The following is a 24,443-nucleotide window of genomic DNA, read 5'->3' as shown; positions in this document are numbered from 1 at the left end:
GGTACGAAGGTCTGCGGGAGCGCTGGGGGTGGGTGTGGGGGCGGAGGTGGGGGCGGAGGTGGAGGTGGTGCTGGTCATCCGGCCGGTGTGCTCCCGTCGGGCCGGGTGGTGAACTCGGAGGTGGGCACCGGGCGCAGGACCGGGGAGCGCGAGGGGGGCCGGGACACGGACCGGGGGTCGGCCGGGTCCCGGTGTGCCCAGGCCAGGTGCGGCTGGGCCGGGTGGTCGCCGGTCGTGTGGTCGCCCATCACGTGGTCCGGTGCGGTGTGTCCGGTATCCGTGTGCCGGGCATCCATGTGCCCGGCGTCGATGTGCTGGGTGTCCGTGTGGCCGGCGTCGATGTGCCGGGCGTCCATGTGGCCGGGAGTCATGGGGGTGCCCGGCACGGGGCCCGTGTTCATGTGCGCGACCCCCATGTGCGTGGCGTCCGCATGCGTGGCGTGGGACGTGCTGCTGGCCGCGTCGCCCCCGGTGCCTGCCGTGTCGAAGACGCCCATGTCGGTGAAGCCCGTCCCGGTGAGCCCGGTGTGGAGTGGCTCGCCGTGTGCTGTGCCCACGGGGGACGGGGACACCGGTTCGACCGGTTCGGTGGCCGACGGCTCCGGCTGGGTGGCCTCCAGGTGCTGCTGGGCCTCCGCGAGGCCGATGCCCCGCTGGAAGGCGGCCATCAGGCCGGGGTCGTGTCCGGCCGGGGCCTCGCCGTTGTCCTGGCGTGGCGCCGGTCCGCCGCGCAGCTGGGGGACGATGTGCTCCTGGGCGCGGCGGCGGGGCAGTTGGGGTTTGCCCATGGTGCCGCGTACGGCGCCGACGCGTGGGACGGGCGGGGCGCCGGCGTTCTCGGCGACCGTGAGCCGGTCCTCGGGCCGGATGCCGGGCAGCGCCTCGGCGGGGTTGGGCCGGGTGTCCTGGGCGCCGCGCACCGGCAGCGGCACGGGTGCCCCGTCCGGCTGCGCGTGCCGACGTCGTCCCCCGGCCGCGGCCCCCGCGGGCCCCGGCTGCCGGCCGGCCGGTGAACCGTTCGACGTGGCCGTCCGGCCTCCGGCACCGGTGCCGGCCCGCGCGCTGCCCGCACCGCCCGCGTTGCCCGCACCGCCGGCCTCCGGCGTCCCGTCGGCGTCGGCCGGTCGCGCGGCCCCGGCTCCCGGTGCGCCGCCCGACGCGGTCGGCGCACCGCCCGCGGCCGCCGGGTCACGCGGCTGCGGTACCGCCGCGGCCGCGCCCGACGTGCCCAGCAGGGCCTGCGGGACGACGAGCACGGCCTGGACGCCGCCGTAGATGTTGGTCTGGAGGCGGACGTGGATGCCGTGGCGGCGGGCGAGCTGGGAGACGACGAAGAGGCCGATGCGGCCGTCGGCCAGCAGGCTGGCGACGTTGACCTGGTCGGGGTCGGTGAGCAGGGCGTTCATCTTGGACTGTTCGCCGACCGGCATGCCGAGTCCGCGGTCCTCGACCTCGACCGCGAGGCCAGAGGTGACGAGGTTGGCGCGGAGCAGCACCTGGGTGTGCGGGGCGGAGAACACGGTGGCGTTCTCGACGAGTTCGGCGAGCAGGTGGATGACGTCGGCGACGGCGTGTCCGCGCAGTTCGCTGTCGATCGGCGGGACGAGCTTGACCCGGGAGTACTGCTCGACCTCGGCGATGGCGGAGCGCAGCACCTCGGTCATGGAGACGGGGTTGCTCCACTGCCGGCGGGACACGGCGCCGCCGAGCACGGCGAGGTTCTCGGCGTGCCGCCGGATGCGGGTGGCGAGGTGGTCGACGTGGAAGAGGCCCTTGAGGAGGTCGGGGTCCTCGATCTCGTTCTCCAGGTCGTCGAGGATCGAGATCTCGCGGTGCACGAGGGACTGGAGCCGCCGTGCCAGGTTGACGAAGACCTCCAGCTTCTGTTCGCTGCCGGCCTGGCTGGAGAGCTGGGCGGCCTGCACGACGGCGGTGACGGCGCCGTCGTGCGCGCGGGACAGGTCGGCGGCGAGCAACTCGAAGTCGTCGGCGTCCTCGGGCGGTCCGCCGCGCGGTTTGCGCTGCGGTGGGTTCTCGCCCCGGCGCAGGGCCTCGACCAGGGCGCGTACGTCGGCCTCGCCGCGGGCGGCGCTGCGGCGCAGGACGTCCACGCGGTCGCTGACCGAGCGGGCGGCGCGGCCGGCGGCCACGGCGGCGATCACGATGCCCGCGGCCGTCACCGAGACCGCTCCGGCGAGCACGACCAGCAGGGTGAGGCTGGGCCGCGCCCCGGTGGAGCGGACGGTGAAGAGGACGGCCGCGCAGCCGCTGAGTGCCACCGCGACCGGCGGCAGTACGGCGAGACGCATCAGCTGTGGCCGTATGTGTGCCTCGGGCAGCGCGGGAACGGGTCGGGCGACCGGACGTCCGTGCCGGCCGCCCTCACGGCGGTCGGCGCGGGCGGCCGGTGCACGGAGGTGAGACATCTGCGTCCTCGTACTGGTCCGTCGGGCCTGGATCTCTCGCGCGGGTTCGCGCGAGGCGGGGCATGCGCCATCGCGGTGCCGACCGAGGGGGCCGCGGAAGTTTTCGGCCCCGGGTCGCCCGGCGGACACTCACAGTAGTCGCCGAGGCATCATGTGCGGTGGGCAGTTGACAAAGTCACCCGGAGATGGTCCCGCTCTGGTATGAGCCTTCGTACGAAAGGCCGATAACCCCCTCTGCATCATGCCCCTGAATGGTCATCGACCGATCCGACCTGCTCAAAAGCGGTCAGGCACCGAGAGCGCGAGCCGCGGCGCCCGTCGTGGCACTCCCCCTCCAGCGGCCGGTACGCACCCCCGACGCACCCCCTCCGCACCCCTCCGGCGGCCCGGACGACCGTTCCGCCGACTCCCGGCGCCCTCGGCATCACCCCCGCGAATGTCACCCGTGGTGACCGCTATGGCCTCGACTGCTCGGCCCCGTCCCGCGGAGCGGTCCGTCGTGGGCGTCGACGCCCGTCACCGCGTCGCTCACGGCCCGGGTCAGATCCGGGCGCGTCAGGACGTCCACGCTGTCGATGAACTGGTCCACCGCGCCGGCCCGCGGCAGTTCCCGCACCTCCGGATCCCTGATGCGGGCGCCCTGGTCGTCCGTGGCGGCGAAATGGGTGGGCCGGCCATGGAAGGTCCTGGGGAGATGTTCGGCGAGCACATGTCTGATGCGTCCGGCGTGACGGGCCACGTCATGGGAGTTCAGGAAGAGCTGGAGGCGCGGGCCCCCCGTGTGGTCGGCGGAGCGCGGTGTCGTAGCCGAGCACGTCGGAGCCCGGGCCGAGGCGGGCCGCGGAGTGCGGCAGGCGCGGGACGACCTCCTCCAGGAGGGGGCGCACGACCTCGGTGCAGAAGCGCCGGGAGAGCTCAAGCCCTGGTAAGGAAGCGGGCGTTGCACATGCGCATGGCTCATGGCTCATGGCTCATGGCTCATGGCTCATGGCTCATGGCTCATGGCGGTGCCCCTGCCCAGGTCGTGCAGGGGCATGCACGCCATTTTCACGCCAAGCCCACATAGGTGACGGCAGCCGTCACCCAGGCGCCGTCAGGCCTCGCTCGCGAGGTCGAGGTCCTCCCGTTCCGGCGCGTTGCCTGGCCGTACCGTGAGGCGCCAGGGCCGGGCGATCGGCGCCGACACCGTACGCCACCACGGGTCGGCGGGCAGCTTCCCGGACGGCTCGAAGGGCTCTCCGGGGCGCGGCAGGGCTACCGCCTGGCCCGCCTCGTCACCGGCGTCCCTGGTCCACTCCCCCGGCTCGGCCCAGGCGTGCGGGGCGAGGTTGAAGGTGCCCCAGTGGATCGGCAGCAGCACGCCGTGCGGCTGTCCGCCCTGGAGGTCGAGGTGGGCGCGCATGCCCTCCGCCGGCGTCATGTGTATGTCGGGCCAGTACTCGCTGTACGCGCCGATCTGGATCATCGTCAGGTCGAACGGGCCGTGGTCCGCGCCGATGTCCTTGAAGCCGTCGAAGTAGCCGGTGTCACCGCTGTGGTAGATCCGGTGCCGTTCGCCGGCGACGACCCAGGACGCCCACAGGGTGTGCTGCGTGTTGCGCAGCCCACGGCCGCAGAAGTGCCGGGCGGGGGTCGCCGTCAGGGTGAGCCCGCCGACCTTGGTCTCCTCGTGCCAGTCCAGTTCGCGCAGCCGGTCGGGGGACACGCCCCACTGTTCGAGGTGGGCGCCGACGCCGAGCGGCACGGCGAAGAGGGTGTCCGTGCCCGCCAGCGACCTGATGGTCGGCAGGTCGAGGTGGTCGTAGTGGTCGTGCGAGATGACCACCACGTCGACCGGGCCGAGCGCGGCGAGCGGCAGCGGCACCGGGTGCAGCCGCCTGGGCCCGGCGAAGGGGAACGGCGAGCAGCGTTCGCCCCAGACGGGGTCGAACAGGACGCGGTGTCCGTCGATCTCCGCGAGGACGCTGGAGTGGCCCGTCCAGGTCGCCCGCAGGCCGCTCGACGCGGGCCTGGCGAGGTCGGCGACGGTGGTGGGGTGCACCGGGATGGTGCCCCGGGGGGCGCGGCGGGCGCGCTCCTGCTTCTCGAAGTACTTCTTGGCGAAGTCCAGCATGGAGCCCGACGGCCGGGTGCGGGCGACGCCGCCGGGGTTCTGGAAGACACCGTCCTTGAAGTGCGGTGAGCCCTGGATGCGGGCCAGGCGCTCGCCGCCGGGGTCCGCGCCGAAGGCGGCGGGCCGCAGCGCGCGGAGCCCGGAGCTCAGGGAACTCGAACCGGTCACGGTACCTCCAGTGGTATAGCCGAGGTCCTCCATTATGGTCGGCCCCTCCGGGGGTCGGCGTTGACACCGCACCACCCGCCTCCCAATACTGACCCACTGTTCAGTAACACCGTTCCTTCACACAGCTCCCGAGGAGCCCCCGTGCCCGCTCCCCTGATGTCTCTCGTCTGGACCGACCACGTCACCGGCCGCCAGGGCTTCCTGGTCGTCGACCGGCTGGTGCGGGGCGTGGCCAGCGGCGGTCTGCGGATGCGGCCGGGCTGCACCCTGGAGGAGGTGACCGGGCTCGCGCGCGGGATGACGATGAAGGAGGCCCTGCACTACAACCCGGAGGGCCGCTACGTCCCGCTGGGCGGCGCCAAGGGCGGTATCGACTGCGATCCGCAGGACCCTGGGGCGTACCCGCTGCTGGTCCGCTACCTGCGGGCCATGCGGCCGTACATCGAGAGTTTCTGGACCACCGGTGAGGACCTCGGGCTCACCCAGGATCTGGTGGACCGGGCCGCCGCCGAGGCGGGGCTGGTCTCCTCGGTCCAGGCGGTGTACCCGCTGCTGGACGACGAGACGGCGGCCCGGCGGCGGCTGGCGGACGCCTTCGCCGTCGAGGTGGACGGCATCGGTCTCGACGAGCTGGCCGGCGGCTGCGGGGTCGCCGAGTCGGCGCTGACGGCCCTGGACCGCGCCGGGGTGCCGTACCGGGGGACGCGGGTCGCCGTCCAGGGGCTCGGCACGATGGGCGGGGCAACGGCGCGCTTCCTCGCCTGCGCGGGGCTCACGGTGGTGGCCGTCGCCGACGTCAAGGGCACCGTCGCCAACCCCGGGGGGCTGGACGTCGAGGCGCTGCTGCGGGCGCGGGACGCGTACGGCACCGTCGACCGCGCGGCGCTGCGTCCGGGCGACCTCGACCTGCCGGGTGACGCCTGGCTGGCCGCGGACGCGGAGGTGCTGGTGCCCGCCGCGGTGTCGTACGCGATCGACGCGGCCAACGAGCACCTGGTCACCGCCCGCTGGATCGTGGAGGCGGCCAACATGCCGGTGCTGCCCGAGGCGGAGGAACGGCTCACCGCGCGCGGGGTGACGATACTGCCGGACGTGGTGGTCAACTCGGGTACCAACGCCTGGTGGTGGTGGACCCTGTTCGGCGACATCGGCCCCGACGCGGACGAGGCGTTCGCGCACACCCGGCGTTCCATGCGGGCTCTGGTGGGGCTGATGCTGGACCGCGCGGAGTCCGACGGCACGACGCCGCGTGCCGCCGCGCACGCCCTGGTGAGCGACCGGCTGCCGGTGATCGCGGAGCGGTTCGGCTGGTACCGCTGACGGGTCAGCGGCGCGTGAGTCCCGCGGCGAGGAGCAGCGCGGCGAGCGCCGTGAGGGCGGTGGCCGGCCAGCCGAAGGCGTCGAGCAGGGGTGCGGCGGCGGCCGCGCCGAGGGCGCCGACGGTGAAGTAGACGACGAGGTAGACGCTGCTGAGGCTGCCTGAGCGGGCCGGGTCCAGGGCGATGACACGGCTCTGGTTGGCGGCCTGGGCGGCGAAGCAGCCGGCGTCGAGGACGGCGAGCCCGAGAGCGGTGACCCAGGGCGTGTCCAGGCCGGTGGCCAGCAGGCCGGTGCCGGCCGCGGCGGCCAGTACGGCGCCGGTGATCACGGTCCGCGGGCCGTACCGGTCGGTGAGCCGGCCGGTGAGCGGGAGCACGGCGAAACCGAGGAGCCCGGCCAGGCTGTACAGGCCGATGGCGGTCGGGCCCAGCGAGTGGGGCGGCCCGGCGAGGGCCAGGGCCAGGGCGATCCAGACCAGGTTGAAGGCGAGGTACCAGAGAGCTCCGGTGGCGACCGCGAGCCGCAGCCGCCGGTGCTTCAGGAGCAGGGGCGGCAGTGCCCTGAGGGTGGCGAGGTAACCGCCGCGGGCGGGGGGCCGGTGCCGGGGCAGCAGGGTCACGGCGGCGGCCGCGCCGAGCAGGGCGATGACGGCGAAGACCAGGAGCATCCGCCGCCAGCCGAGGGCGTCGGTGAGGGCGCCGCCCGCCAGCCGGCTCAGCAGGATGCCGGCCGACATGCCGGCGGCCACGACGGCGACCCCGGTTCCACCGCGGCCCGGTGGGGCGTGCCGGCCCGCGATGTTGCTCGCCTGCGCCGCGACGCTGGCCGCGGCGCCGGCCAGCAGATAGGCGGCCAGCAGGACGGCGGGGCCGGGCGCGGTCGCGGCGAGTGTCAGCGCGACGGCCAGGGCGGTCAGCTGGGCGGCGACCAGCCGGTTCGGGGCCAGGTGGTCGGTGAGCGGCAGGAGCAGGGCGAAGCCGGCCGTGCAGCCGGCCAGCGCGGCGGTCGGGACCAGGCCGATCACGGACAGCGGCACGTCCAGGTCGGCGGCGACGGTGGTGAGCGCGGGCTGGAGGGCGTAGTTGTTCGCGATCGCCGTGCCGGCCACGACGGCCAGCAGGAACGTGCCGCCCCGGGGCAGCGGGCGGCTCACGGGCGGGTGTCGCGGGTGAGGACGACGGCGTAACGGCATTCGGCGTCGGTGGTGTTGGCGAAGACACGCTCGGCGGGGGCGCCGAGTTCGAGGGTGTCGCCGGCGTCGAGTTCGTGGACCGTCTCGCCGTCGTGGAAGGTCAGGTGCCCGTCGAGGACCCAGACGAGCTGCCGTACGAAGGCGAAGGCCGCCGCCGGATACGGGACGCGCGCTCCGGCGGGCAGGTGGATCTCGGCGATCTCCGCGGGGAAGCGGGGGCCGGTGATCTGGCGGCGCCGGTAGCCGGTGCCGGGGTCGCGCCACTCGGCCGCGTCGGCGCCGCGCCGTACTCCCGCCGTGTCGGGCTCGGGGTCCGGCGTGCCTTCGGCGAGGGCGAGCAGGGAGGCGACGCTCAGCTGGAAGGCGGCGGACAGCTTGCCGAGGACGACGGCCGTCGGGCTGCTCTCGCCGCGCTCGATCCGGCTGATCATCGCCGGGGAGACCCCGGAGGCGTCCGCGAGCTGGGCGAGGGTCCAGCGGCGGCGCTCGCGTTCGGTGCGGACCCGGGCGGCGATCCGTGCCACCAGAACGTCCGCCGCGGGATCTACTATGTTGGACATGAATCCAATATACGAGAGAAACCCGGCGGTGACGGTCCGTCCGGCGGAAGCCCGGGACGCGGAGGCGGTGCGGGCGATCCGCAACCACGCCGTCGAGCACTCGACCGCGCTGTGGACCGAGACCCCGCAGACCGCGGCCGAGGGGGCGGCCTGGTTCGCGGCGCACCTGGAGCGCGGATCGGCGCTCGTGGCCGAAGTGGCGGACGCGCCGGGCGAGGTGGCGGGATTCGCGGTCTACGGCCCGTGGCGCGCCCTGGACGGCTACCGGCACACGGTGGAGAACTCCGTCTACGTGCGCGAGGGCAGGCAGGGCCTCGGTGTCGGCTCCGCGCTGCTGGCCGGCCTCGTCGTCGCGGCCCGGGAGGCCGGCCACCATGTGATGATCGCCGGGATCGAGGCCCGTAACACCTCCTCCGTCCGGCTGCACGAACGGTTCGGCTTCGAGCACGCGGGCACGGTCCGGGAGGTGGGCACCAAGTTCGGCCGCTGGCTGGACCTGACGCTCATGCGGCTGCCGCTGTCCTGAGACGGCAACGCGGGCGGTGGGGCGACCGATTAGGGTGACCGCGTGGCGAGAGTGCGGTTGAGTGTGGCCGAGCGGCGCGAGGAACTGCTGCGGGCCGCCATCGAACAGATCGAGGCGCGGGGCGTGGCGGCGGTGCGGATCGCCGATGTCGCGTCGGCCCTCGGCGTGAGCAACGCGCTGGTGCTCTACCACTTCTCGACGAAGGAGAAGCTGGTCGCCGCCGCCTTCACCTATGCCGCCGAGGGCGATCTGGCCCATCTGCGCAAGCTGCTCGGCCGCCGGACGTCGGCGCTGCGCCGGCTGCGGGCGGCGGTGCGCTGGTACGCGCCGACCGGGCAGGCCAAGGGCTGGCGGCTGTGGATCGAGGGCTGGGCGGTGGCCCTGCGCGAGCCCGCCCTGCGGGATGTCACCAAGGAGCTGGACCAGCAGTGGAAGGCGGCGATCGCCGAGGTCGTGACCGAGGGGGTGGCCGCCGGTGAGTTCCGGTGCCCCGACCCGGCGGCGGCGGCACTGCGGCTGACGGCGCTGCTCGACGGGCTCGCCGTACAGCTCACGTCGTACCCGGGCGCCGTACCACGGGCCCGGGCTCAGCAGTGGGTGGACGAGGCGTTGGCCCGCGAACTGGGCCTGCCCGGCGAGGAGTAAGGGGCGCCCCGCAAGAAGGACACCCCTTACCCGCACCGCACGTGCGCACCTCGGGCGACACCCGCACCCCACGTACGCACCTCGGGCGACACCCGCGCACCCCACGTACGCACCTCAGGCGACGGAGGCGATCCGCATCTTGATGTCGTCCGGGGAGAGCGCGCCCTTGGCCGTCACATGGTCGCCGGACGACTCGCCGCGCAGCCGGCGTCCGATCCACGGGACCAGGTACTCCCGGGCCCAGTGCACGTCGTCGCGACGGACCTCCAGGGTGCCGCGGGGCGGCAGCGGGGGCCATGGCTGGTCGGGGTCGGCCGGGGTCTCCAGGCCGAGCACCTGACCGGCGCGCAGCGCCACACGCGTGTGGCCCTCGGGTGACAGGTGCAGCCGGTCGTCGTCCCAGGCCCGCCGGTCCTGCACGGTCTTCAGGGACCACAGGTCGAGCACCGGGCAGCCGTACCGGTCGGCGATGGCCCGGACATGGCCGTTGTACGTGGCGATCTTGCCGCGCAGGTGCTTGAGCACGGGCACGTTGCGAGTGTCGAACCCGGTGGTCACCATGACCGTGCCGACGGCCCCGGTCAGCCGGACCACGGCCCGCTCGAACCGCTCGGCCACCTCGTCCGGGTCGGTGCCGGGACGGATGATGTCGTTGCCGCCCGCACAGAAGGAGACCAGATCCGGGGCGAGTTCCAGGGCCTGCGGCACCTGGTCCGCCACGATCTGGTCGAGGAGTTTCCCGCGGACGGCGAGGTTGGTGTACGCGAAGTCGCCCTCGGGCCGCCGGTCCGACAGCAGTACCGCGAACCGGTCGGCCCAGCCGACCATCGCCCCGTCGGGCCCCGGGTCGCCGACGCCCTCGCTGAAGCTGTCCCCCAGCGCCACGTACGACCCGATCACTGATGCGTTGTCACTCTTCGAATCGTCTGCCACATCGGACCATGATTCACCTTTGACTGTGACCTACGCGACCGTAATAAGGGGTTGACGATCGGTGAGATAAGACACTTTTAAATACTTTGCCAAGCCCGGAATAAGGCTCCGGTCAGGGACGTTGACGCGATGATCCCCAGACCCGGAAGTCGCTGATCAGAAAGTGGCTCCAGGTGGTCCGGAAGGCGAAGTGCCCGCCTGTGTACGGCTGCGGGTCGGTGTAGTCGAACACCAGCCGTCCGTTGTTCCACCAGCGGACCACCGGGCCGTCGGAGACGATCCGGACGTGATTGGGTTCGTTCGCCACGAGCAGCGGTTCGGTGTAGTCGTAGACCAGCGGCCGGACGCCGGGCTCGCCGACGTAACGGCGCAGCCGGGTCGTGGTGTTGTAGTTGGCCCCGTAGCCGGCGTAGTACGTCGTGAGGTAGTCGTACTCGGCGAGCGCTCCGTGCCGCGGGGTGGCGAACAGGTCGCCCGGGGAGCGGACGTCGGTGGCGTTCCAGAAGTTGTTGAGGTCGGAGACGCGGTCGTCGGGGCCGCCCGCCGAGACCGGTGTGGCGGTGTACTCCAGGACGTACGGCCCTTCGAGCCGGCGCCGGAACCAGATCGTCGCCCCGGCGGGCACGTCGACCTCGAGGAGCCCGTCCCTCGCGGCGACCGTCCCGCCCTGCTCCAGTTCCACGGACCACTGGCCCAGGCCGTGGCGGAAGTCGTCGTGGGCGAGCAGGCGGCGATGGCGGGGTGCGGCGCTCGCGGGCGTGACGGGGGCGAGGGCCGCGAGGGCGGCTCCGGCGGCCAGGGCTCCGAAGAGTCGGCGGGTGGTCGTCATACGGCAGGTTCCTTCCGGCGTGACGAAGAGGTCGGAAAGCGCTTTCACCCAACGGGATCACTGTGCCGTGGCCGGACCTTCGCTGTCGACACCTGACACGTCCGCGCCACGAGATGGACATACCGAAGGCCGGACCCGGGGATCGGGGTCCGGCCTTCGGAGTGCGTGTCAGACCAGTGGGCCCCCGTCAGCCGACGGCGAGGCCCTTCGAGCGGAGGTAGCCGACCGGGTCCACGTCCGAGCCGTAGTCGGGGGTGGTGCGGATCTCGAAGTGGAGGTGCGGCCCGGTCACGTTGCCGGTCGCGCCGGAGAGGCCGATCTGCTGGCCCGCGGTCACGGTCTGGCCGGCCGAGACGGAGAGCGCGGAGAGGTGGCCGTACTGGGCGTAGTAGCCGTCGGCGAGCCGGATGACGACCTGGTTGCCGTAGGCACCGCCCCACCCGGCCGTGACGACCGTGCCTTCGCCGACGGCCTTCACGGGGGTACCGGTCGGGACGACGAAGTCGACGCCCGTGTGGTAACCGCTGGACCACATGCCGCCGGCCACGTGGTAGCCGGTGCCGACGGCGGCGCCGCTGACCGGGAGGGTGAAGCCGGAGGCGATCGCAGTGGACGCGTTCGACGTGGACGCGTTCGCCGTGGACGCCTGCGAGGGGGTGGACGACCGGGTCCCCGGCCGGGCACCGGAGTCCGTCGCGCCCGACGCCGTGGCGCCGCGGCCGCCGAGGACGAGCCTGAGGCCGGGATGGATCAGCGAGGGGTCGTCGCCGACGGCCTGCCGGTTGTCGGCGTAGAGCCGGTGCCAGCCACCGCGGACGTCCTGGTCCCGGGCGATCTTCGAGAGGTAGTCGCCGGGCACCACGGTGTAGGTGCGGTGCGCGGACCGCGCGGTGGCGGACCGCACCGCCGTCGCCTGCCTCACGGCCGCCTTCTCGGCGGCCGGTGTCGACTGCGGGGCCCGCGCGGAAACGGACTGCGGGGTGGCCGCGTGGGCGCCGGTGGCCCCCATGAGCGGCAGAGCCAGCGCGGCGCCGCCGGTTCCGGCGACGGCCATCGAACGGGTGAGGCGCTGGGGCCTGGGACGACGGTGCTTACCCTTCGCGGGCATGGCGCGTTCCTCTCCGGCGCCTGCGAGGTGAGCTGTCGGGTTCGGGCTGGAGCTGCCCGGCCACGCATCGCTGCGTCGCTGCACCCCTGGCCGTCCCGGGAACCGGAACAGGCGGTCGTACCTGGTGGGTCCCCCGCTCCTGCCGGGCACGGGTGAGTGTGTGGGGATTCCGGGCGGCGGCAGGATTAGGCGTTCCGCCCGGATGCGTGGCGAACGTAAGCGAGCAGGACGCGCGCGGACAAGCGAACGGTTCCCGCCGCCCCGCCGCCCCGTGATCCGTTACGGGAATTCCCCGTCACCCTCCGTGGATTCCGATCTTTCCCGTTCCGCCGACTCCCCTGGAAAAGCACCGGAATTACGTGGACATGACGCGCGACGGACGGTCACGAATATGACGCTCCTCACGCACGTCACGCCACGTCCCCTTATTCCAGAGCGAGTTGTGATTAACGGGCCAATTCGGTCAGACGGATCAGATGCGGCGGAATCGGATGACCGTCGCATCCAGGTCACCCTTGAGGCCGGTGCGCAGCCCGTGGTGCAACAGGACGGCACCCCGGTACACTTCGCCCGTTTCGCGGCATTCGTACGACGCCGTCGGGTCGAGGCCCCGCAGCCGCAGCGCGGGCGCGGGTTCGCCGTAGCTCTGCGCCTGGAGCCAGGCGAGGACGACAATCTCCTCGCCCAGGGTGTACTGCACCGCGCTGAGCCCGCCCGTCGGCGGCCGCAGCCGGAACTGGTCGCCGCGCTGCACCAGCGGCCGGATCTCCTTGTACAGCTCCACCCAGCGGCCGGCCTCGGCGAGCTCCTCCTCGGTCCACTTCGAGAGGTCGCCGCCCACCCCGAGCGCTCCCGCCATGGAACTGACGAACCGGAACCGCAGGCTGCTGACCCGGTCGTTGAGCTGGTGGTTCGGGCTGTCGGTGACCCAGGCGGACATCACCCGGGCGGGGTGGATCTGACTGAAGCCGTGCTGGATGGCGAGCCGGTCCAGCGGGTCGGTGTTGTCGGAGGTCCACACCTCGTCGGTGCGGCTCATGACGCCGAGGTCGATCCGGCCGCCACCGCCGGAGCAGGACTCGATGGCGACGGTCGGATGGGCCGCGCGGATCCGGTCGAGCAGGGCGTACAGCCCGCGCACGTGGTCCACCCACAGGCGTTGCGGGTAGGGCTCGCCGGGCCAGCCCGCGTCGGTGAAGCAGCGGTTGAAGTCCCACTTGACGTAGTCGATCGGGGCGCTGGACAGCAGGGCGTCGAGCTGCTCCCAGAGGTACTCCTGGACGTCCTCGCGGGCGAGGTTGAGGACGAGCTGGTTGCGCAGTTCCGTCCGCTTCCGCCCCTGCTGGTACTGCACCCAGTCGGGGTGCGCGCGGTACAGGTCGCTGTCCGCGTTGACCATCTCGGGCTCCACCCAGATGCCGAACTGCATACCCAGGGCGTGCACGTAGTCGCCGAGGGGCTTCAGGCCCTTCGGGAAGCGGTCCGGGTTGGGCGTCCAGTCGCCGAGGCCGGCGTGGTCGCTGGTGCGGGCGCCGAACCAGCCGTCGTCCACCACGAAGAGTTCGACGCCGATCGCGGCGGCCCGCCGGGCGAGGGTGGCCTGCTGCTCCTCGGAGATGTCGAAGGTGGTGGCCTCCCAGGAGTTGAACAGCACCGGCCGGTCCCGGTCGGCCTCCGGGATGACGTACGCCCGCTGGTAGGCGTGCCAGGCGCGGCTGGCCCCGCCGAAACCGCCGTCGGACCAGAGGGCGGCGAAGACGGGGCTGGTGTACGACTCGCCCTCGGCCAGCATCAGCAGGCCCGAGTCGTCGTAGCCGGCGCCGCCGGTGATCTGCACGCGCGCGTCCGGGAGTTGGGCGACGGCGATCCGCCAGGAGCCGGACCAGCCGAGGGCACAGCCCCAGACCTCCCCGTGCTCCTCGGTGGCGTCGGTGTCCAGGGCGACCCAGGGCAGGTGCTGATGGCCGGTGTGGCCGCGGCGGCTGCCGATGACCTTCTCACCGTAGGTGAGCGGGGCGCTGACCAGCCGGGACTCGGCGGCCCAGCGGCCGTGCAGCTGGGAGAGGCGCCAGCCCTCGCGGTCCGGCAGCGTCCAGGTGGCCGGGTCGGCGCGCAGCAGCTCCACGCGCGCGGGCCCTTCGTTGCCGACGGTCACCCAGCGCTCGACGACGTCGCCGCGCATCCGGTAGTGCAGGGTGATGACGATCTCGTCGTCCCGGAAGCGGAGCCGCAGTTCCTCGTCACCGCCGTCGCCGCCGGTCTCGTACGACTCGAAGGTCCACTCGGTGCCGCGGCGCTTCTCGGTGCGCACCGACAGCGCCGGGCGCACGAAGCGGGGGCCGCCCTCTACGGGGTACTCCTCACGGCCGTCGAGCGGGGACTCGAAGGGCCAGTAGTCGGGCAGCGGCCGGACAGTGAGGGCTTCGGCGTCCGCGAGCCGGATCCTGGGCCCCCAGTGCAGGTGAAGGAGTTCGTCGGCCTCCGTGAGATGCAGCGCGTAGCTGCTGCCAGGGCCCGACAGGAGCCAGGTACGACCGTTTTCGGCGATGTCCACCATCGAGAAACCTCACACAGGTGCCAACAGATCCGCTCAAGCACGAACATCATCAAGGGCCGCGGGCTCCGGAGGCAACGCCTGTGGACAACTCATTGCCCGTGGAAACCGATGTCGTATGGTCGACGCAGTGCCCGTCGACGAGCCGCGCCGACGGGACCGGCCGGGAGGAGTCCCCGTGACGCAGCAGGTCCCGTCCACCGAGCCCGAGCTGGCCGGTGTGCGCAACTTCCGTGACGTGGGCGGCCTGCCGACCGTGGACGGGCGGCGGGTGCGGTACGGCGTGCTGTTCCGCAGCGGGCACCTGGCGCACGCGACCGAGCAGGACGCGGAGTTCCTCGCCTCCCTCGGCCTGCACACGATCTTCGACTTCCGCAACGCGGCCGACCAGAAGCTGGAGGGCCCCGACGTCGAGCTGCCGGGCGTGCGGAACGTGAACCTGCCGTTGACCGACCCGGCGCACGGTGCCGAGTTCTGGACGATGGTCCGCGAGGGCGACATCGAGCAGTTGCGCGGGCTCCTCGGCGACGGCAGGGCCGCGGGCCGGATGGTCAGCTCGTACCGCACGATCGTGAGGGAGCGCACCGACGAGCACGCGCGCGTGCTGCACGCCATCGCGGAGGACAGCGTCCCGGCGCTGATGCACTGCGCGGCCGGCAAGGACCGGGCGGGCGTCTCCGTCGCGGTGACGCTGCTCGCGGTGGGCGTGGAGCGGGACGCGATCCTCGCGGACTACCTGGAGTCCAACGCCAAGCACCGCCGCTACAAGGTGAAGCGCAGCGGCAGCGGCGACAGCGTCTACAGCCCCGAGGTGATGGAGCTGCTCAGCCCGCTCTTCGACGCCCGCGCGGAGTACCTGACGGCGGCCTTCGAGAGCATCGAGGAGACGTGGGGCGACGTCGACACCTACCTGGCGCAGGGGCTCGGGCTCACCGCGCGGACCCGGGAGCGGCTGCGCGAGCGCCTGCTCGGCTGAGGCCGCGGGCCGGGTCCGGGCGTGGGCTCAGCCCTTGCCGCCGAGTTCGAACAGCAGGAACAGGAACGCGGCGAAGACGTGCCCGACGGCGATGTAGATGATGAGCCGGACCCACAGGGCCCGGGGGAACTTCTCCTCCAGATTGCTCACGGCAGCTCTCCAGTGATCGGTCCCAGGCACAGGGCGGCCGTGGGACTCTGCAACAGGGTGTGGACGAACAGGAGCTCGACGCCGTCGTGGTCCTCGGCGGCGAGCCGGTGCGGGGTCAGCGAGTCGAAGTGCGCGCTGTCGCCGGGGGCGAGCACGTGCGCGCTGTCGCCGAGGCGGAGCCGGAGCCGCCCGCGCAGGACGTACAGCCACTCCTCGCCGGGGTGCACGCGCACGATGTCGCCCTGCGAGCCGTACGGCACCCGGACGCGCAGCGACTGCATCCCGCGGCCGGGGGCCCCGGCCGGCCAGTACGTCCAGCCGCCGGCCCGGGTCGGCTCCATGTCGCCGGCGCGCACGATCGCGTCACGGTCGGCGGCCGTCTCGCCCAGCAGCTCGGAAACCGTCGTACCGTAGACACGCGCGAGTGCGAGCAGCATGGGCAGCGAGGGCTGGCGCTGCCCGGTCTCCAGCCGGGAGAGATGGGCGGCCGACAGTCCGGCGTCGCGGGCCGCGGCCTCCAGGGTGAGACCGGCACGGCGGCGCAGGGACCGCAGCTGCGGGGCGACGACGGGCAGGTCCTCGACCGGCCCGCCCGCCCGCTCGTTCTCGGAGGCGTTCATGCCTCCATTCAGCCGCAGATTTGCCTCAGCGGCAATTTCTTTGCCTCAGAGACAAAAAGCTAGCGGTTGGCCACCGCCTGCTTGATGAGCGTCCTCCCGAAGTCCCACATCAGGCCGCCGCCGCTGTGGGCGTCGTCCATGACGTCCGTGAAGGCGTCCACGAAGCGGTCCACGTCCGTCTCGTCGACGATCAGCGGCGGGATGAGCTTGATCACCTCCAGGTGGTCGCCGGAGACCTGGGTGAGGATCCGGTGCCGTTGCAGCAGCGGTACGACGACCATCTGTGCGAAGAGGCCCTTGCGGGCGGCCTGGAGCATGGTCCAGCGGCTGCGCAGCTTCAGCGAGCCGGGCCGGCCGAACTCGATGCCGATCATCAGGCCCCGGCCGCGCACGTCGGCGAGCAGTTCGTACTTGTCGGTCAGTGCGGCGAGCCGGGACTTGAGCAGTTCCCCCGTCGCCCGCGCGTTGGCGACGATCCGGTCGTTCTCCATGACGGCGAGGACGGCGAGCCCGGCGGCCATCGCCTGCGCGTTGGCACCGAAGCTCGCCGAGTGGACCAGGACGCGGTCCATGGACGAGTAGACCTTCTTGAAGATCCAGTCCTTGCCGAGGGTGGCGCCGACCGGGACGTACCCGCCGGACAGCGCCTTCGCCACGCACACCAGGTCCGGCTCCACGCCCTCCTCGTGCTGGTAGGCGTAGAAGTCGCCGGTGCGCCCCAGGCCGGTCTGCACCTCGTCGGCGATCAGCAGCGCCTTGTGCCTGCGCAGCAGCTCCTGGGCGGCGCGCAGATAGCCGGGCGGGGCCTCGTGCACCCCCTTGCCCTGGATCGGTTCGACGATCAGGGCGGCGACGTCGCCCTTCCTCAGTTCCCGGGCGAGCGCGTCCAGGTCGCCGAGGGGTACGGCGGTGTCGGGCAGCAGGGGGGCGAAGCCGTCCCGGAAGCCGCTCTCGCCGTTGACCGACAGGGAGCCCGTGGTCAGGCCGTGGAAGGCGTGGTCGCAGTAGAGGACCCGCGGTCTGCCGGTGGCGAACCGGGCGAACTTCAGGGCGGTCTCGACGGCTTCCGTGCCGCTGTTGCCGAAGAACACCCGGTCCAGGTGCGGGCTGTGCGCGAGGAGCCGTTCGGCGAGCAGGCCGGGCAGCGGCTGGCAGTCGAACCGGGTGAGGTCGGCGAGCTGCGCGTCCAGGACGTCGTGCAGGGCCTTGCGGACGACCGGGTGGTGCCGGCCCAGGCCCATCACTCCGAACCCGGCGAGCATGTCCAGGTAGTCGTTGCCCTCCGCGTCCCAGAAGTGGGCGCCCTCGGCCCGCTCGTAGACCTTGTCGAAGCCGATGGTGTGCAGCATGCGCGGGAGCTGGTGGTTCAGGTACTTGCCGTGCAGTTCGTACCGCTCACCACCACGCTCGGCGAGCAGCGCCCCGAGGTCGAACTCCGTACTCATTGCCTCTCCTTGTCAACACCCTCGGCGTCAGCGCCCCGTAGGGGCGCGGGGAACTGCGCGACCAGCCCGGACGGCGCCGCAGCCGCCGTACGGATCCCCGCGGCACCCCCGTGGGCGCCTTCGGCCCCCCACCCCGCGAGGCTTGCCCCGATCCGCCCCGCGATCTCCACCGGCGTGAGCCCGATGTCGGCCAGCACCTCCCCCCGCTTCGCATGCGCCAGGAACTGCTCGGGAATCCCGAACCGCCGTACCGGTACGTCCACGTCGGCGTCGCCGAGCGCCAGCGCCACCGCCGCACCGACGCCGGCCGCCCTGCTGTTGTCCTCGACGACCGCCACGAGTTCGTGGTCCGCCGCCAGCACCGGCAGCGCGGGATCCACGGGTTTGACCCAACGGGGGTCCACCACCGTGCAGTTGATTCCACGGGCAGCCAGCAGCTCGGCGGCCTGGAGGCACACCGGCGCCATCACGCCGACCGCGACCAGCAGCACCCGCGCGTCCGTGTCGCGATGGAGCACATCCACCCCGCCGACCCGGTCGACCGCCGGGATCTCCGGGCCCACCGACTCCTTCGGGAACCGCACCAGCGTGGGCGCGTCGTCCACGGCGACGGCCTCGCGCAGCTGGAGGCGCAGCTGTTCGGCGTCGCGCGGGGCGGCGATCCGCAGACCCGGGACCACCTGGAGGATCGACATGTCCCACATCCCGTTGTGCGACGCGCCGTCGACGCCCGTGACGCCCGCCCGGTCCAGGACGAACGTCACCCCGCAGCGGTGCAGTGCCACGTCCATCAGCAACTGGTCGAAGGCGCGATTCAAGAACGTGGCGTAGACGGCGACGACCGGGTGCAGTCCCCCGGTCGCCAGCCCCGCCGCGGAGACCGCCGCGTGCTGCTCGGCGATGCCGACGTCCCAGACCCGGTCGGGGAAGCGCTCGGCGAACCTGCCGAGGCCGACCGGGTGCAGCATGGCCGCGGTGATCGCCACGACGTCGTCCCGCTCCTCGCCGATGCGGACGATCTCCTCACCGAACACCGAGGTCCAGGACGGACCGCTGGACGGCGTGAGCGGCTCGCAGGTGAGCGGGTCCATCACGCCGACGGTGTGGAAGTGGTCCTCCTCGTGGGCGATCGCGGGCTCGTAGCCGCGGCCCTTCTCGGTGAGGCAGTGCACCAGCACCGGGCCGTGGAAACGTTTCGCGCGGCGCAGCGCCGACTCGACCGCCCTGATGTCGTGGCCGTCGATCGGGCCGACGTACTTGAGGCCCAGGTCCTCGAACATGCCCTGCGGGGCGAAGGCGTCCTTGAACCCCTTCTTGGCGCCGTGCAGGGACTCGTAGACGGTGTTGCCCACGATCGGCGTGCGCAGGAGCACGCCCTTGCCCCAGGCCAGCACCCGCTCGTAGCCGTCGGTGGTGCGCAGGGTCGCCAGGTGGTTGGCGAGGCCGCCGATGGTGGGGGCGTAGGACCGCTCGTTGTCGTTGACGACGATGATCAGCGGCCGGTCCTTGGCGGCCGCGATGTTGTTGAGCGCCTCCCAGGCCATTCCGCCGGTCAGCGCGCCGTCGCCGATGACCGCGACGACATGGCCCTTCTCCCCCTGCACCTGGCGGGCCTTCGCGAGACCGTCGGCCCAGCCGAGCGCGGTGGAGGCGTGGCTGTTCTCGATGACGTCGTGCTCGGACTCCTCGCGTGAGGGGTATCCGGACAGGCCGCCCTTCCCGCGCAGCTTGGAGAAGTCCTGACGGCCGGTCAGCAGCTTGTGGACGTAACTCTGGTGGCCGGTGTCCCACAGGATGCGGTCGGCCGGGGACTCGAAGACCCGGTGCAGCGCGACGGTCAGCTCCACGACGCCCAGGTTGGGCCCGAGGTGGCCGCCGGTCCTGGCGACCGCGTGCACCAGGAACTCGCGTATTTCTTCGGACAGTTCGCCGAGTTCCGCCTCGGACAGCGCCTTCAGGTCACGTGGTCCCCGGATGGTCTCCAGAATCGTCACGCTCGGCCCCCTCTCGGTCCGTGCTGTTCAGCTCACCGTGACGGCGGGTGCTCCGGACCCGGCGCCGTCCTGCTCCATCTGCTCGGCGATCTTCATCGCTTCCTCGATGAGGGTCTCCACGATCTTCGACTCGGGCACGGTCTTGATGACCTCGCCCTTGACGAAGATCTGCCCCTTGCCGTTGCCGGAGGCGACGCCGAGGTCGGCCTCCCGGGCCTCGCCGGGGCCGTTGACCACGCACCCCATGACGGCGACCCGGAGCGGCACCTCCATGCCCTCCAGGCCCGCCGTCACCTCGTCCGCCAGCTTGTAGACGTCGACCTGGGCGCGGCCGCAGGACGGGCAGGAGACGATCTCCAGGCGGCGCTGCCGCAGGTTCAGCGACTCCAGGATCTGGATGCCGACCTTGACCTCCTCGGCCGGCGGGGCGCTCAGGGACACCCGGATGGTGTCGCCGATGCCCTGGGAGAGCAGCGCCCCGAAGGCGACGGCCGACTTGACCGTGCCCTGGAAGGCCGGGCCCGCCTCGGTCACGCCGAGGTGCAGCGGGTAGTCGCACTGGGCGGCGAGCTGCCGGTACGCCTCGATCATCACGACCGGGTCGTTGTGCTTCACGGAGATCTTGATGTCCCGGAAGTCGTGCTCCTCGAAGAGGGACGCCTCCCACAGCGCCGACTCGACCAGCGCCTCGGGGGTCGCCCTGCCGTACTTCTGGAGCAGCCGGCGGTCCAGGGAGCCGGCGTTGACGCCGATGCGAATCGGCGTGCCGTGGTCCCTGGCCGCCTTCGCGATCTCCTTGACCTTGTCGTCGAACTGCTTGATGTTGCCCGGGTTCACGCGGACCGCGGCACAGCCGGCCTCGATCGCCGCGAACACGTACTTCGGCTGGAAGTGGATGTCCGCGATGACCGGGATCTGCGACTTCCGCGCGATGGTCGCGAGGGCGTCCGCGTCGTCCTGCGTGGGACAGGCGACCCGGACGATCTGGCAGCCGGACGCTGTCAGCTCGGCGATCTGCTGGAGGGTGGCGCCGATGTCCGAGGTGCGGGTCGTGGTCATCGACTGCACGGACACCGGGGCGCCGCCGCCGACCGGCACCCTGCCGACATGGATCTGCCGGGACACCCTGCGCTCGGCCACCGGCCGGGCCGGGACCTCCGGGAGGCCCAGGGAGACTGCGGTCATGCCGTCACTCCCGGTTCCCGGAGACCGTCTCGCGCATCGCGCGCAGCGACTCCTTCAGGGACCCCATGGTGGCGAGCACGGCGGTGGGCTCGTAGCCGCAGTGCGCCATGCAGTTGGCGCAGCGCGGGTCCTTGCCGCGGCCGTACTTGTCCCAGTCGGTCTTCTCGATGAGTTCCCGGTACGTCGGCACGTACCCGTCGCTCATCAGGTAGCAGGGGCGCTGCCAGCCGAAGAGCGAGTAGTTCGGGATCGCCCAGGCCGTGCACGGGAAGTCGACCTTGCCCTCCAGGAAGTCCAGGAAGAGCGGGGAGTGGTTGAGCCGCCACTTCTTCCGGTTGCCGCCGGAGAACGCCTTCTTGAACAGTTCGCGGGTCTGCTCGACGCCGAGGAAGTGCTCCTGGTCGGGAGCCTTCTCGTAGGCGTAGGCGGGCGAGATCATCATCTCGTCGACCTTGAGGTCGTCGTTGAGGAAGTTGAGCACCTCGACGATGGTCTGCGGGGTGTCCGTGTTGAAGAAGGTCGAGTTGGTGGTCACCCGGAAGCCGCGCCGCTTGGCCTCCTTGATGGCCGCCACGGCCTCGTCGAACACGCCCTCCTTGGCCACCGACTCGTCATGCCGCTCGCGGAGCCCGTCGATGTGCACCGCGAACGCGAAGTACGGCGACGGCGTGAACTTGTCCATCTTCTTGCGGAGCAGCATCGCGTTGGTGCACAGGAAGACGTACTTCCGTCGCGCCACCAACTGCCGCACGATCTCGTCGATCTGAGGGTGCATCAGTGGTTCGCCGCCCGCGATGGACACCATCGGCGCACCGGACTCCAGCACCGCCCCGACGGCCTGCGCGACCGGCATGCGCTGCTTCAACACCCCTGCCGGATGCTGGATCTTGCCGCACCCCTCGCATTTCAGGTTGCACGCGAAGAGCGGTTCCAGCTCCACGATCAGCGGGAACTTGTCCCGCTTGCGGAGCTTCTGTTCAGCCAAGTAGGTAGCGACCTTGATCGACTGGCGCAGCGGCATGGCCATCTGGCTCACCTCCGGGGGAGCAGCAAAGAACGGTGCCATTCGAAGAAAGCTGGAAGAACGGATCGAAGAACGCGGAAAGCCGATATTCCACCGCGCACCGTGCCGATCCGGACGAGTTCATGTTCAGGAGCGTCCACGACCACTCGTACGGCCGCAACCGGGCGCTCGCCCACGCGTACGGCGCTCAGGAGTGTGGCCGCCGATTCCATGTCGACCGCGATCGCGCCGGTCGCGAACAGGTCAGCCCGTTCGTGACCGCGGACGACGTGGTCGGAGCCGGTGACCGGGCCGGTGTGGACGGTGCGGCCGGGCAGGGTCCGTACGAGTTCCTTCACGAGGAGTTCGGTACCGACGCACGGCACGCTGCCGCGCGGGTCCCGGGCCTCCTCGGCGACGACCAGGTCGCCGGGGTGCATCCCGGGGGCGAGTCCGGCGCAGAAGCCGGTGGCCAGCACGGCGGCGCCGGCCAGCGCCGGGTCGGCCAGGACGCGGGTGACGGACCGTTCCGCCGCCCTGGGTCCCATGCCGGTGCGCAGCACGGTGACGGGCCCGTCCGCGCCGCCGCGTTCGCCGGCGCGCAGGGCGAGGTGCTCGATGCCGAGCGCGCAGGCGATCAGCAGCGGGGCCGGAGCGGGCGTGGTGCTCATTCAGCTCCTCTCGGCCTCGGGAGTCGGCTCGCCGTGGACGTAGCGGCCGAGCGCGGTGAGCGGGAAGACCTGCCGGTACAGGTGGTAGTTGATGGAGAAGTCCCAGGGGAAGCCGGTGCCGGTGAAGTACGGCTCGTCCCAGGAGCCGTCCTCCCGCTGGGTCTCGGCGAGCCACCGCACGCCCCGCTCCACGGCCTTGGCGTCCCGCTCCCCCGCCGCCAGCAGCGCCATCAGCGCCCATGCCGTCTGGGAGGCGGTGGAGGCGCCGCGCCCGCTCCACTCGCCGACGTGTTTGTAGGAGCGCAGGTCCTCGCCCCAGCCGCCGTCGTCGTTCTGGACGTTCTCCAGCCAGGTGACCGCGCGGCGGATCGCCGGGTGCGAGGCGGGCAGTCCGGCCGCGGTGAGGGCGGGCACCACGGACCCGGTGCCGTAGACGTAGTTGACGCCCCAGCGGCCGAACCACGAGCCGTCCGGCTCCTGTTCGGCGAGCAGCCACTCGATGCCGCGCCGGGTGCGCGGGTCGTGGGACATGCCCTCGAAGGCGAGCATCTCCACGACGTGCGCGGTGACGTCGGCCGACGGCGGGTCGATGACCTCGCCGAAGTCGCAGAACGGCAGCCGGTTGGGGAACGGGCTGGTGTTGTCGACGTCGAAGGCGCCCCAGGCCCCGTTCTTCGACTGCATGCCGAGGTTCCAGCGCACCCCGCGCCCGATGGCCTTCTCCATCCGCTCGGGGTCGTGGTGTCTGATGCGGCGCAGCGCGAGGACGACCTCGGCGGTGTCGTCGATGTCGGGGTAGTTGTCGTTGTGGAACTCGAACGCCCAGCCGCCCGGCGGGAGCTGGGGGCGTTTCACGGCCCAGTCGCCGGGCCGGACGATCTGCTCGCCGAGCATCCAGTCGGCGGCCTTGACGAGTTGCGGGTGATCGGCGGGCAGCCCGGCGTCGGCGAGCGCGATGGCCGCGAGACAGGTGTCCCACACCGGCGACTGGCAGGCCTCGATCATCCGGGCGCCGTCCTCGCGCCACACGGCGTAACGATCCAGCGACTCCAGGCCCGCGCGCATCACGGGGTGTTCGAGGTCGTAGCCGAGCAGGTGGAGGGCGATCACCGAGTACACGGCCGGGGGCTGGATGCCGCCCCAGGCGCCGTCGTTCTCCTGCCGTTCCACGATCCAGCGGGCGGCCGAGTTCAGGGCGGAGCCGCGGAGCCGGCGCACCGCGACCCTGCGGTAGCCGCGGACAACCTTGTCGAGCCGCTGGAACAGGCCCTCCCAGGTGGTGGGCGGGGCCAGCGGGCGGGCCGGGTTGGGGTCGGCCGGGTCGGTGTGCAGCTCGTCCAGCGGGAAGGGCGCGGGCCGTACCGGGCGCTTCGCCGAGACGACGGTGAGCGGCACGATCGTCTGCCGGGCCCACTGGCCGAAGTTGTAGATGCTGAGCGGGAACCACTTGGGGAAGTACAGCAGTTCGGGAGGGAGTTCGGGCAGGTCCTCCCATTTCCACCAGCCGAACAGGGCCAGCCAGATCCGGGTGAAGACCCGGGCGGCGGCGATCCCGCCGCGCTCCCGGATCCAGGCCGACGCCTTGGCCATGTGCGGTGCGTCGGGCGCGTCGCCGGCGAGCCGCAGGGCGACGTACGCCTCGATGGTGGTGGAGAGTTCGCCGGGGCCGCCGTAGAAGGTGGCCCAGGTGCCGTCCTCGCGCTGCTCGCCGCGGATGAAGAGCGCGGCCGCGGCGGTCGTGGACTCGTCGCGGATGCCCAGGAACTGACGGAGCAACAGGTCCTCGGCGTCCATGGTGACGTTGGTCTCCAGGTCGCCCTTCCACCAGCCCTGGGCGTCCTGGAGGGCGAGCAGCTGGTCGGTGGCGCGCCGTACCGCGCGTTCGGCGGCTTCTTGCACCCCGGCCGCCACGGGGGTGGTGAGTTCGGTGCTGGCCGAGTCGGCCCGGGGCGGCAGGGTGGCCCCGGTGCTTCCGTCGGTCGTCGCTGTCATGGCTTCCCCTTCGTGCAGTCGTGCGAAATCGTT

At 72.1% G+C, this 24,443-nt stretch carries 21 protein-coding genes and 1 riboswitch; of the genes, 4 read left to right on the top strand and 17 right to left on the bottom strand.

What is annotated here, in order from left to right:
- Positions 1-74: 74 nt before the first annotated feature.
- The 3 genes from AAW13_RS10765 to AAW13_RS10750 all read right to left on the bottom strand — a co-directional run bounded on the left by AAW13_RS10765 (position 75) and on the right by AAW13_RS10750 (position 4,740).
- A complete protein-coding gene (locus AAW13_RS10765; RefSeq protein ID WP_240528590.1) occupies positions 75-2,426 on the bottom strand; it encodes a sensor histidine kinase in 2,352 nt (783 codons plus the stop codon).
- Positions 2,427-2,865: 439 nt separating this feature from the next.
- On the bottom strand, positions 2,866-3,165 hold the full coding sequence (locus tag AAW13_RS47750; protein ID WP_420855447.1) for a hypothetical protein: 300 nt from the start codon (positions 3,163-3,165) through the stop codon (positions 2,866-2,868).
- A gap of 354 nt (positions 3,166-3,519) precedes the next feature.
- Positions 3,520-4,740, bottom strand: a complete 1,221-nt coding sequence (locus tag AAW13_RS10750; RefSeq protein WP_107483290.1) for an MBL fold metallo-hydrolase — start codon at positions 4,738-4,740, stop codon at positions 3,520-3,522.
- 108 nt (positions 4,741-4,848) lie between these two features.
- On the opposite strand from AAW13_RS10750, the gene AAW13_RS10745 reads away from it, so the two are divergent.
- Positions 4,849-6,027, top strand: coding sequence for a glutamate dehydrogenase (locus AAW13_RS10745; protein WP_046728107.1), 1,179 nt, complete (start codon positions 4,849-4,851; stop codon positions 6,025-6,027).
- A 4-nt stretch (positions 6,028-6,031) separates the two neighbouring features.
- Here AAW13_RS10745 and AAW13_RS10740 read toward each other — a convergent pair whose 3' ends face one another.
- Both AAW13_RS10740 and AAW13_RS10735 read right to left on the bottom strand, forming a co-directional pair.
- A complete protein-coding gene (locus AAW13_RS10740) occupies positions 6,032-7,180 on the bottom strand; it encodes an MFS transporter (RefSeq protein WP_046728106.1) in 1,149 nt (382 codons plus the stop codon).
- Positions 7,177-7,779: a helix-turn-helix domain-containing protein gene (locus AAW13_RS10735; RefSeq protein ID WP_071659500.1), complete on the bottom strand. Its 603-nt coding sequence runs from the start codon at positions 7,777-7,779 to the stop codon at positions 7,177-7,179. The genes AAW13_RS10740 and AAW13_RS10735 overlap by 4 nt, the downstream gene beginning before the upstream one ends.
- On the opposite strand from AAW13_RS10735, the gene AAW13_RS10730 reads away from it, so the two are divergent.
- Complete coding sequence (locus tag AAW13_RS10730; RefSeq protein ID WP_046728105.1) at positions 7,778-8,305, top strand: GNAT family N-acetyltransferase; 528 nt, start codon at positions 7,778-7,780, stop codon at positions 8,303-8,305. The two genes, AAW13_RS10735 and AAW13_RS10730, sit on opposite strands and share 2 nt — an antisense overlap.
- Positions 8,306-8,347: 42 nt before the next feature.
- Positions 8,348-8,950: a TetR/AcrR family transcriptional regulator gene (locus tag AAW13_RS10725; protein WP_206306184.1), complete on the top strand. Its 603-nt coding sequence runs from the start codon at positions 8,348-8,350 to the stop codon at positions 8,948-8,950.
- A 114-nt stretch (positions 8,951-9,064) separates the two neighbouring features.
- Here AAW13_RS10725 and AAW13_RS10720 read toward each other — a convergent pair whose 3' ends face one another.
- The 4 genes from AAW13_RS10720 to AAW13_RS10705 all read right to left on the bottom strand — a co-directional run bounded on the left by AAW13_RS10720 (position 9,065) and on the right by AAW13_RS10705 (position 14,377).
- Positions 9,065-9,850, bottom strand: coding sequence for an SGNH/GDSL hydrolase family protein (locus tag AAW13_RS10720; RefSeq protein ID WP_046728103.1), 786 nt, complete (start codon positions 9,848-9,850; stop codon positions 9,065-9,067).
- A gap of 145 nt (positions 9,851-9,995) precedes the next feature.
- Positions 9,996-10,712 (bottom strand): DUF6250 domain-containing protein, encoded by a 717-nt coding sequence (locus AAW13_RS10715; protein ID WP_046728102.1) that lies wholly within the window; start codon positions 10,710-10,712, stop codon positions 9,996-9,998.
- 187 nt (positions 10,713-10,899) lie between these two features.
- Entirely contained in the window at positions 10,900-11,820 is a 921-nt protein-coding gene (locus AAW13_RS10710; protein WP_046728101.1) for a M23 family metallopeptidase, read from the bottom strand.
- 4 nt (positions 11,821-11,824) lie between these two features.
- Positions 11,825-11,985, bottom strand: a riboswitch (cyclic di-AMP (ydaO/yuaA leader).
- A 307-nt stretch (positions 11,986-12,292) separates the two neighbouring features.
- Positions 12,293-14,377, bottom strand: a complete 2,085-nt coding sequence (locus AAW13_RS10705) for an alpha-galactosidase (protein WP_046728100.1) — start codon at positions 14,375-14,377, stop codon at positions 12,293-12,295.
- 175 nt (positions 14,378-14,552) lie between these two features.
- Between AAW13_RS10705 and AAW13_RS10700 the strand changes: the two genes are divergently transcribed.
- Entirely contained in the window at positions 14,553-15,350 is a 798-nt protein-coding gene (locus AAW13_RS10700; RefSeq protein ID WP_046728099.1) for a tyrosine-protein phosphatase, read from the top strand.
- A gap of 27 nt (positions 15,351-15,377) precedes the next feature.
- On the opposite strand, the gene AAW13_RS10695 is transcribed toward AAW13_RS10700, so the two are convergent.
- Genes AAW13_RS10695 through shc form a run of 8 tightly spaced genes read right to left on the bottom strand, consistent with a single transcriptional unit; the run spans position 15,378 to position 24,410 of the window.
- Positions 15,378-15,500: a DUF6126 family protein gene (locus AAW13_RS10695; RefSeq protein WP_046728098.1), complete on the bottom strand. Its 123-nt coding sequence runs from the start codon at positions 15,498-15,500 to the stop codon at positions 15,378-15,380.
- On the bottom strand, positions 15,497-16,120 hold the full coding sequence (locus tag AAW13_RS10690; protein ID WP_046728097.1) for a helix-turn-helix domain-containing protein: 624 nt from the start codon (positions 16,118-16,120) through the stop codon (positions 15,497-15,499). The genes AAW13_RS10695 and AAW13_RS10690 overlap by 4 nt, the downstream gene beginning before the upstream one ends.
- 59 nt (positions 16,121-16,179) lie before the next feature.
- On the bottom strand, positions 16,180-17,565 hold the full coding sequence (locus AAW13_RS10685; protein ID WP_046728096.1) for an aspartate aminotransferase family protein: 1,386 nt from the start codon (positions 17,563-17,565) through the stop codon (positions 16,180-16,182).
- Positions 17,562-19,559 (bottom strand): 1-deoxy-D-xylulose-5-phosphate synthase, encoded by a 1,998-nt coding sequence (gene dxs, locus AAW13_RS10680; protein WP_071659499.1) that lies wholly within the window; start codon positions 19,557-19,559, stop codon positions 17,562-17,564. Before dxs ends, AAW13_RS10685 begins: the two co-directional genes overlap by 4 nt.
- A gap of 27 nt (positions 19,560-19,586) precedes the next feature.
- Positions 19,587-20,744 carry a flavodoxin-dependent (E)-4-hydroxy-3-methylbut-2-enyl-diphosphate synthase gene (gene ispG, locus AAW13_RS10675; protein ID WP_071659498.1) on the bottom strand — a complete coding sequence of 386 codons (1,158 nt, stop codon included), beginning with the start codon at positions 20,742-20,744 and terminating at the stop codon, positions 19,587-19,589.
- Positions 20,745-20,748: 4 nt separating this feature from the next.
- Positions 20,749-21,771, bottom strand: coding sequence for an adenosyl-hopene transferase HpnH (gene hpnH / locus AAW13_RS10670; RefSeq protein WP_046728540.1), 1,023 nt, complete (start codon positions 21,769-21,771; stop codon positions 20,749-20,751).
- Between the two features lie 5 nt (positions 21,772-21,776).
- The gene (locus tag AAW13_RS10665) at positions 21,777-22,418 is read right to left on the bottom strand and encodes a phosphorylase family protein (protein ID WP_046728539.1); all 642 of its coding nucleotides are present in this window, start codon (positions 22,416-22,418) and stop codon (positions 21,777-21,779) included.
- Positions 22,419-24,410 (bottom strand): squalene--hopene cyclase, encoded by a 1,992-nt coding sequence (gene shc / locus AAW13_RS10660; RefSeq protein ID WP_046728538.1) that lies wholly within the window; start codon positions 24,408-24,410, stop codon positions 22,419-22,421.
- Positions 24,411-24,443: the final 33 nt, after the last annotated feature.

The organism is Streptomyces humi (genome assembly GCF_001005085.2).
GTDB lineage: Bacteria > Actinomycetota > Actinomycetes > Streptomycetales > Streptomycetaceae > Streptomyces > Streptomyces humi.
The sequence above is the reverse complement of the archived record's forward strand: the minus strand, read 5'-3'. Positions and strand labels throughout refer to the sequence as shown.

Excerpts from the sequence above, each read along its gene's own strand:
- hpnH (WP_046728540.1), bottom strand. The coding sequence starts at position 21,771 with ATGGCCATGCCGCTGCGCCAGTCGATCAAGGTCGCTACCTACTTGGCT.
- AAW13_RS10765 (WP_240528590.1), bottom strand. The coding sequence starts at position 2,426 with ATGTCTCACCTCCGTGCACCGGCCGCCCGCGCCGACCGCCGTGAGGGC.
- AAW13_RS10715 (WP_046728102.1), bottom strand. The coding sequence starts at position 10,712 with ATGACGACCACCCGCCGACTCTTCGGAGCCCTGGCCGCCGGAGCCGCC.
- AAW13_RS10665 (WP_046728539.1), bottom strand. The coding sequence starts at position 22,418 with ATGAGCACCACGCCCGCTCCGGCCCCGCTGCTGATCGCCTGCGCGCTC.
- AAW13_RS10690 (WP_046728097.1), bottom strand. The coding sequence starts at position 16,120 with ATGAACGCCTCCGAGAACGAGCGGGCGGGCGGGCCGGTCGAGGACCTG.
- AAW13_RS10710 (WP_046728101.1), bottom strand. The coding sequence starts at position 11,820 with ATGCCCGCGAAGGGTAAGCACCGTCGTCCCAGGCCCCAGCGCCTCACC.
- AAW13_RS10685 (WP_046728096.1), bottom strand. The coding sequence starts at position 17,565 with ATGAGTACGGAGTTCGACCTCGGGGCGCTGCTCGCCGAGCGTGGTGGT.
- ispG (WP_071659498.1), bottom strand. The coding sequence starts at position 20,744 with ATGACCGCAGTCTCCCTGGGCCTCCCGGAGGTCCCGGCCCGGCCGGTG.
- shc (WP_046728538.1), bottom strand. The coding sequence starts at position 24,410 with ATGACAGCGACGACCGACGGAAGCACCGGGGCCACCCTGCCGCCCCGG.
- AAW13_RS10750 (WP_107483290.1), bottom strand. The coding sequence starts at position 4,740 with ATGGAGGACCTCGGCTATACCACTGGAGGTACCGTGACCGGTTCGAGT.
- AAW13_RS10705 (WP_046728100.1), bottom strand. The coding sequence starts at position 14,377 with ATGGTGGACATCGCCGAAAACGGTCGTACCTGGCTCCTGTCGGGCCCT.
- AAW13_RS10730 (WP_046728105.1), top strand. The coding sequence starts at position 7,778 with ATGAATCCAATATACGAGAGAAACCCGGCGGTGACGGTCCGTCCGGCG.
- AAW13_RS10735 (WP_071659500.1), bottom strand. The coding sequence starts at position 7,779 with ATGTCCAACATAGTAGATCCCGCGGCGGACGTTCTGGTGGCACGGATC.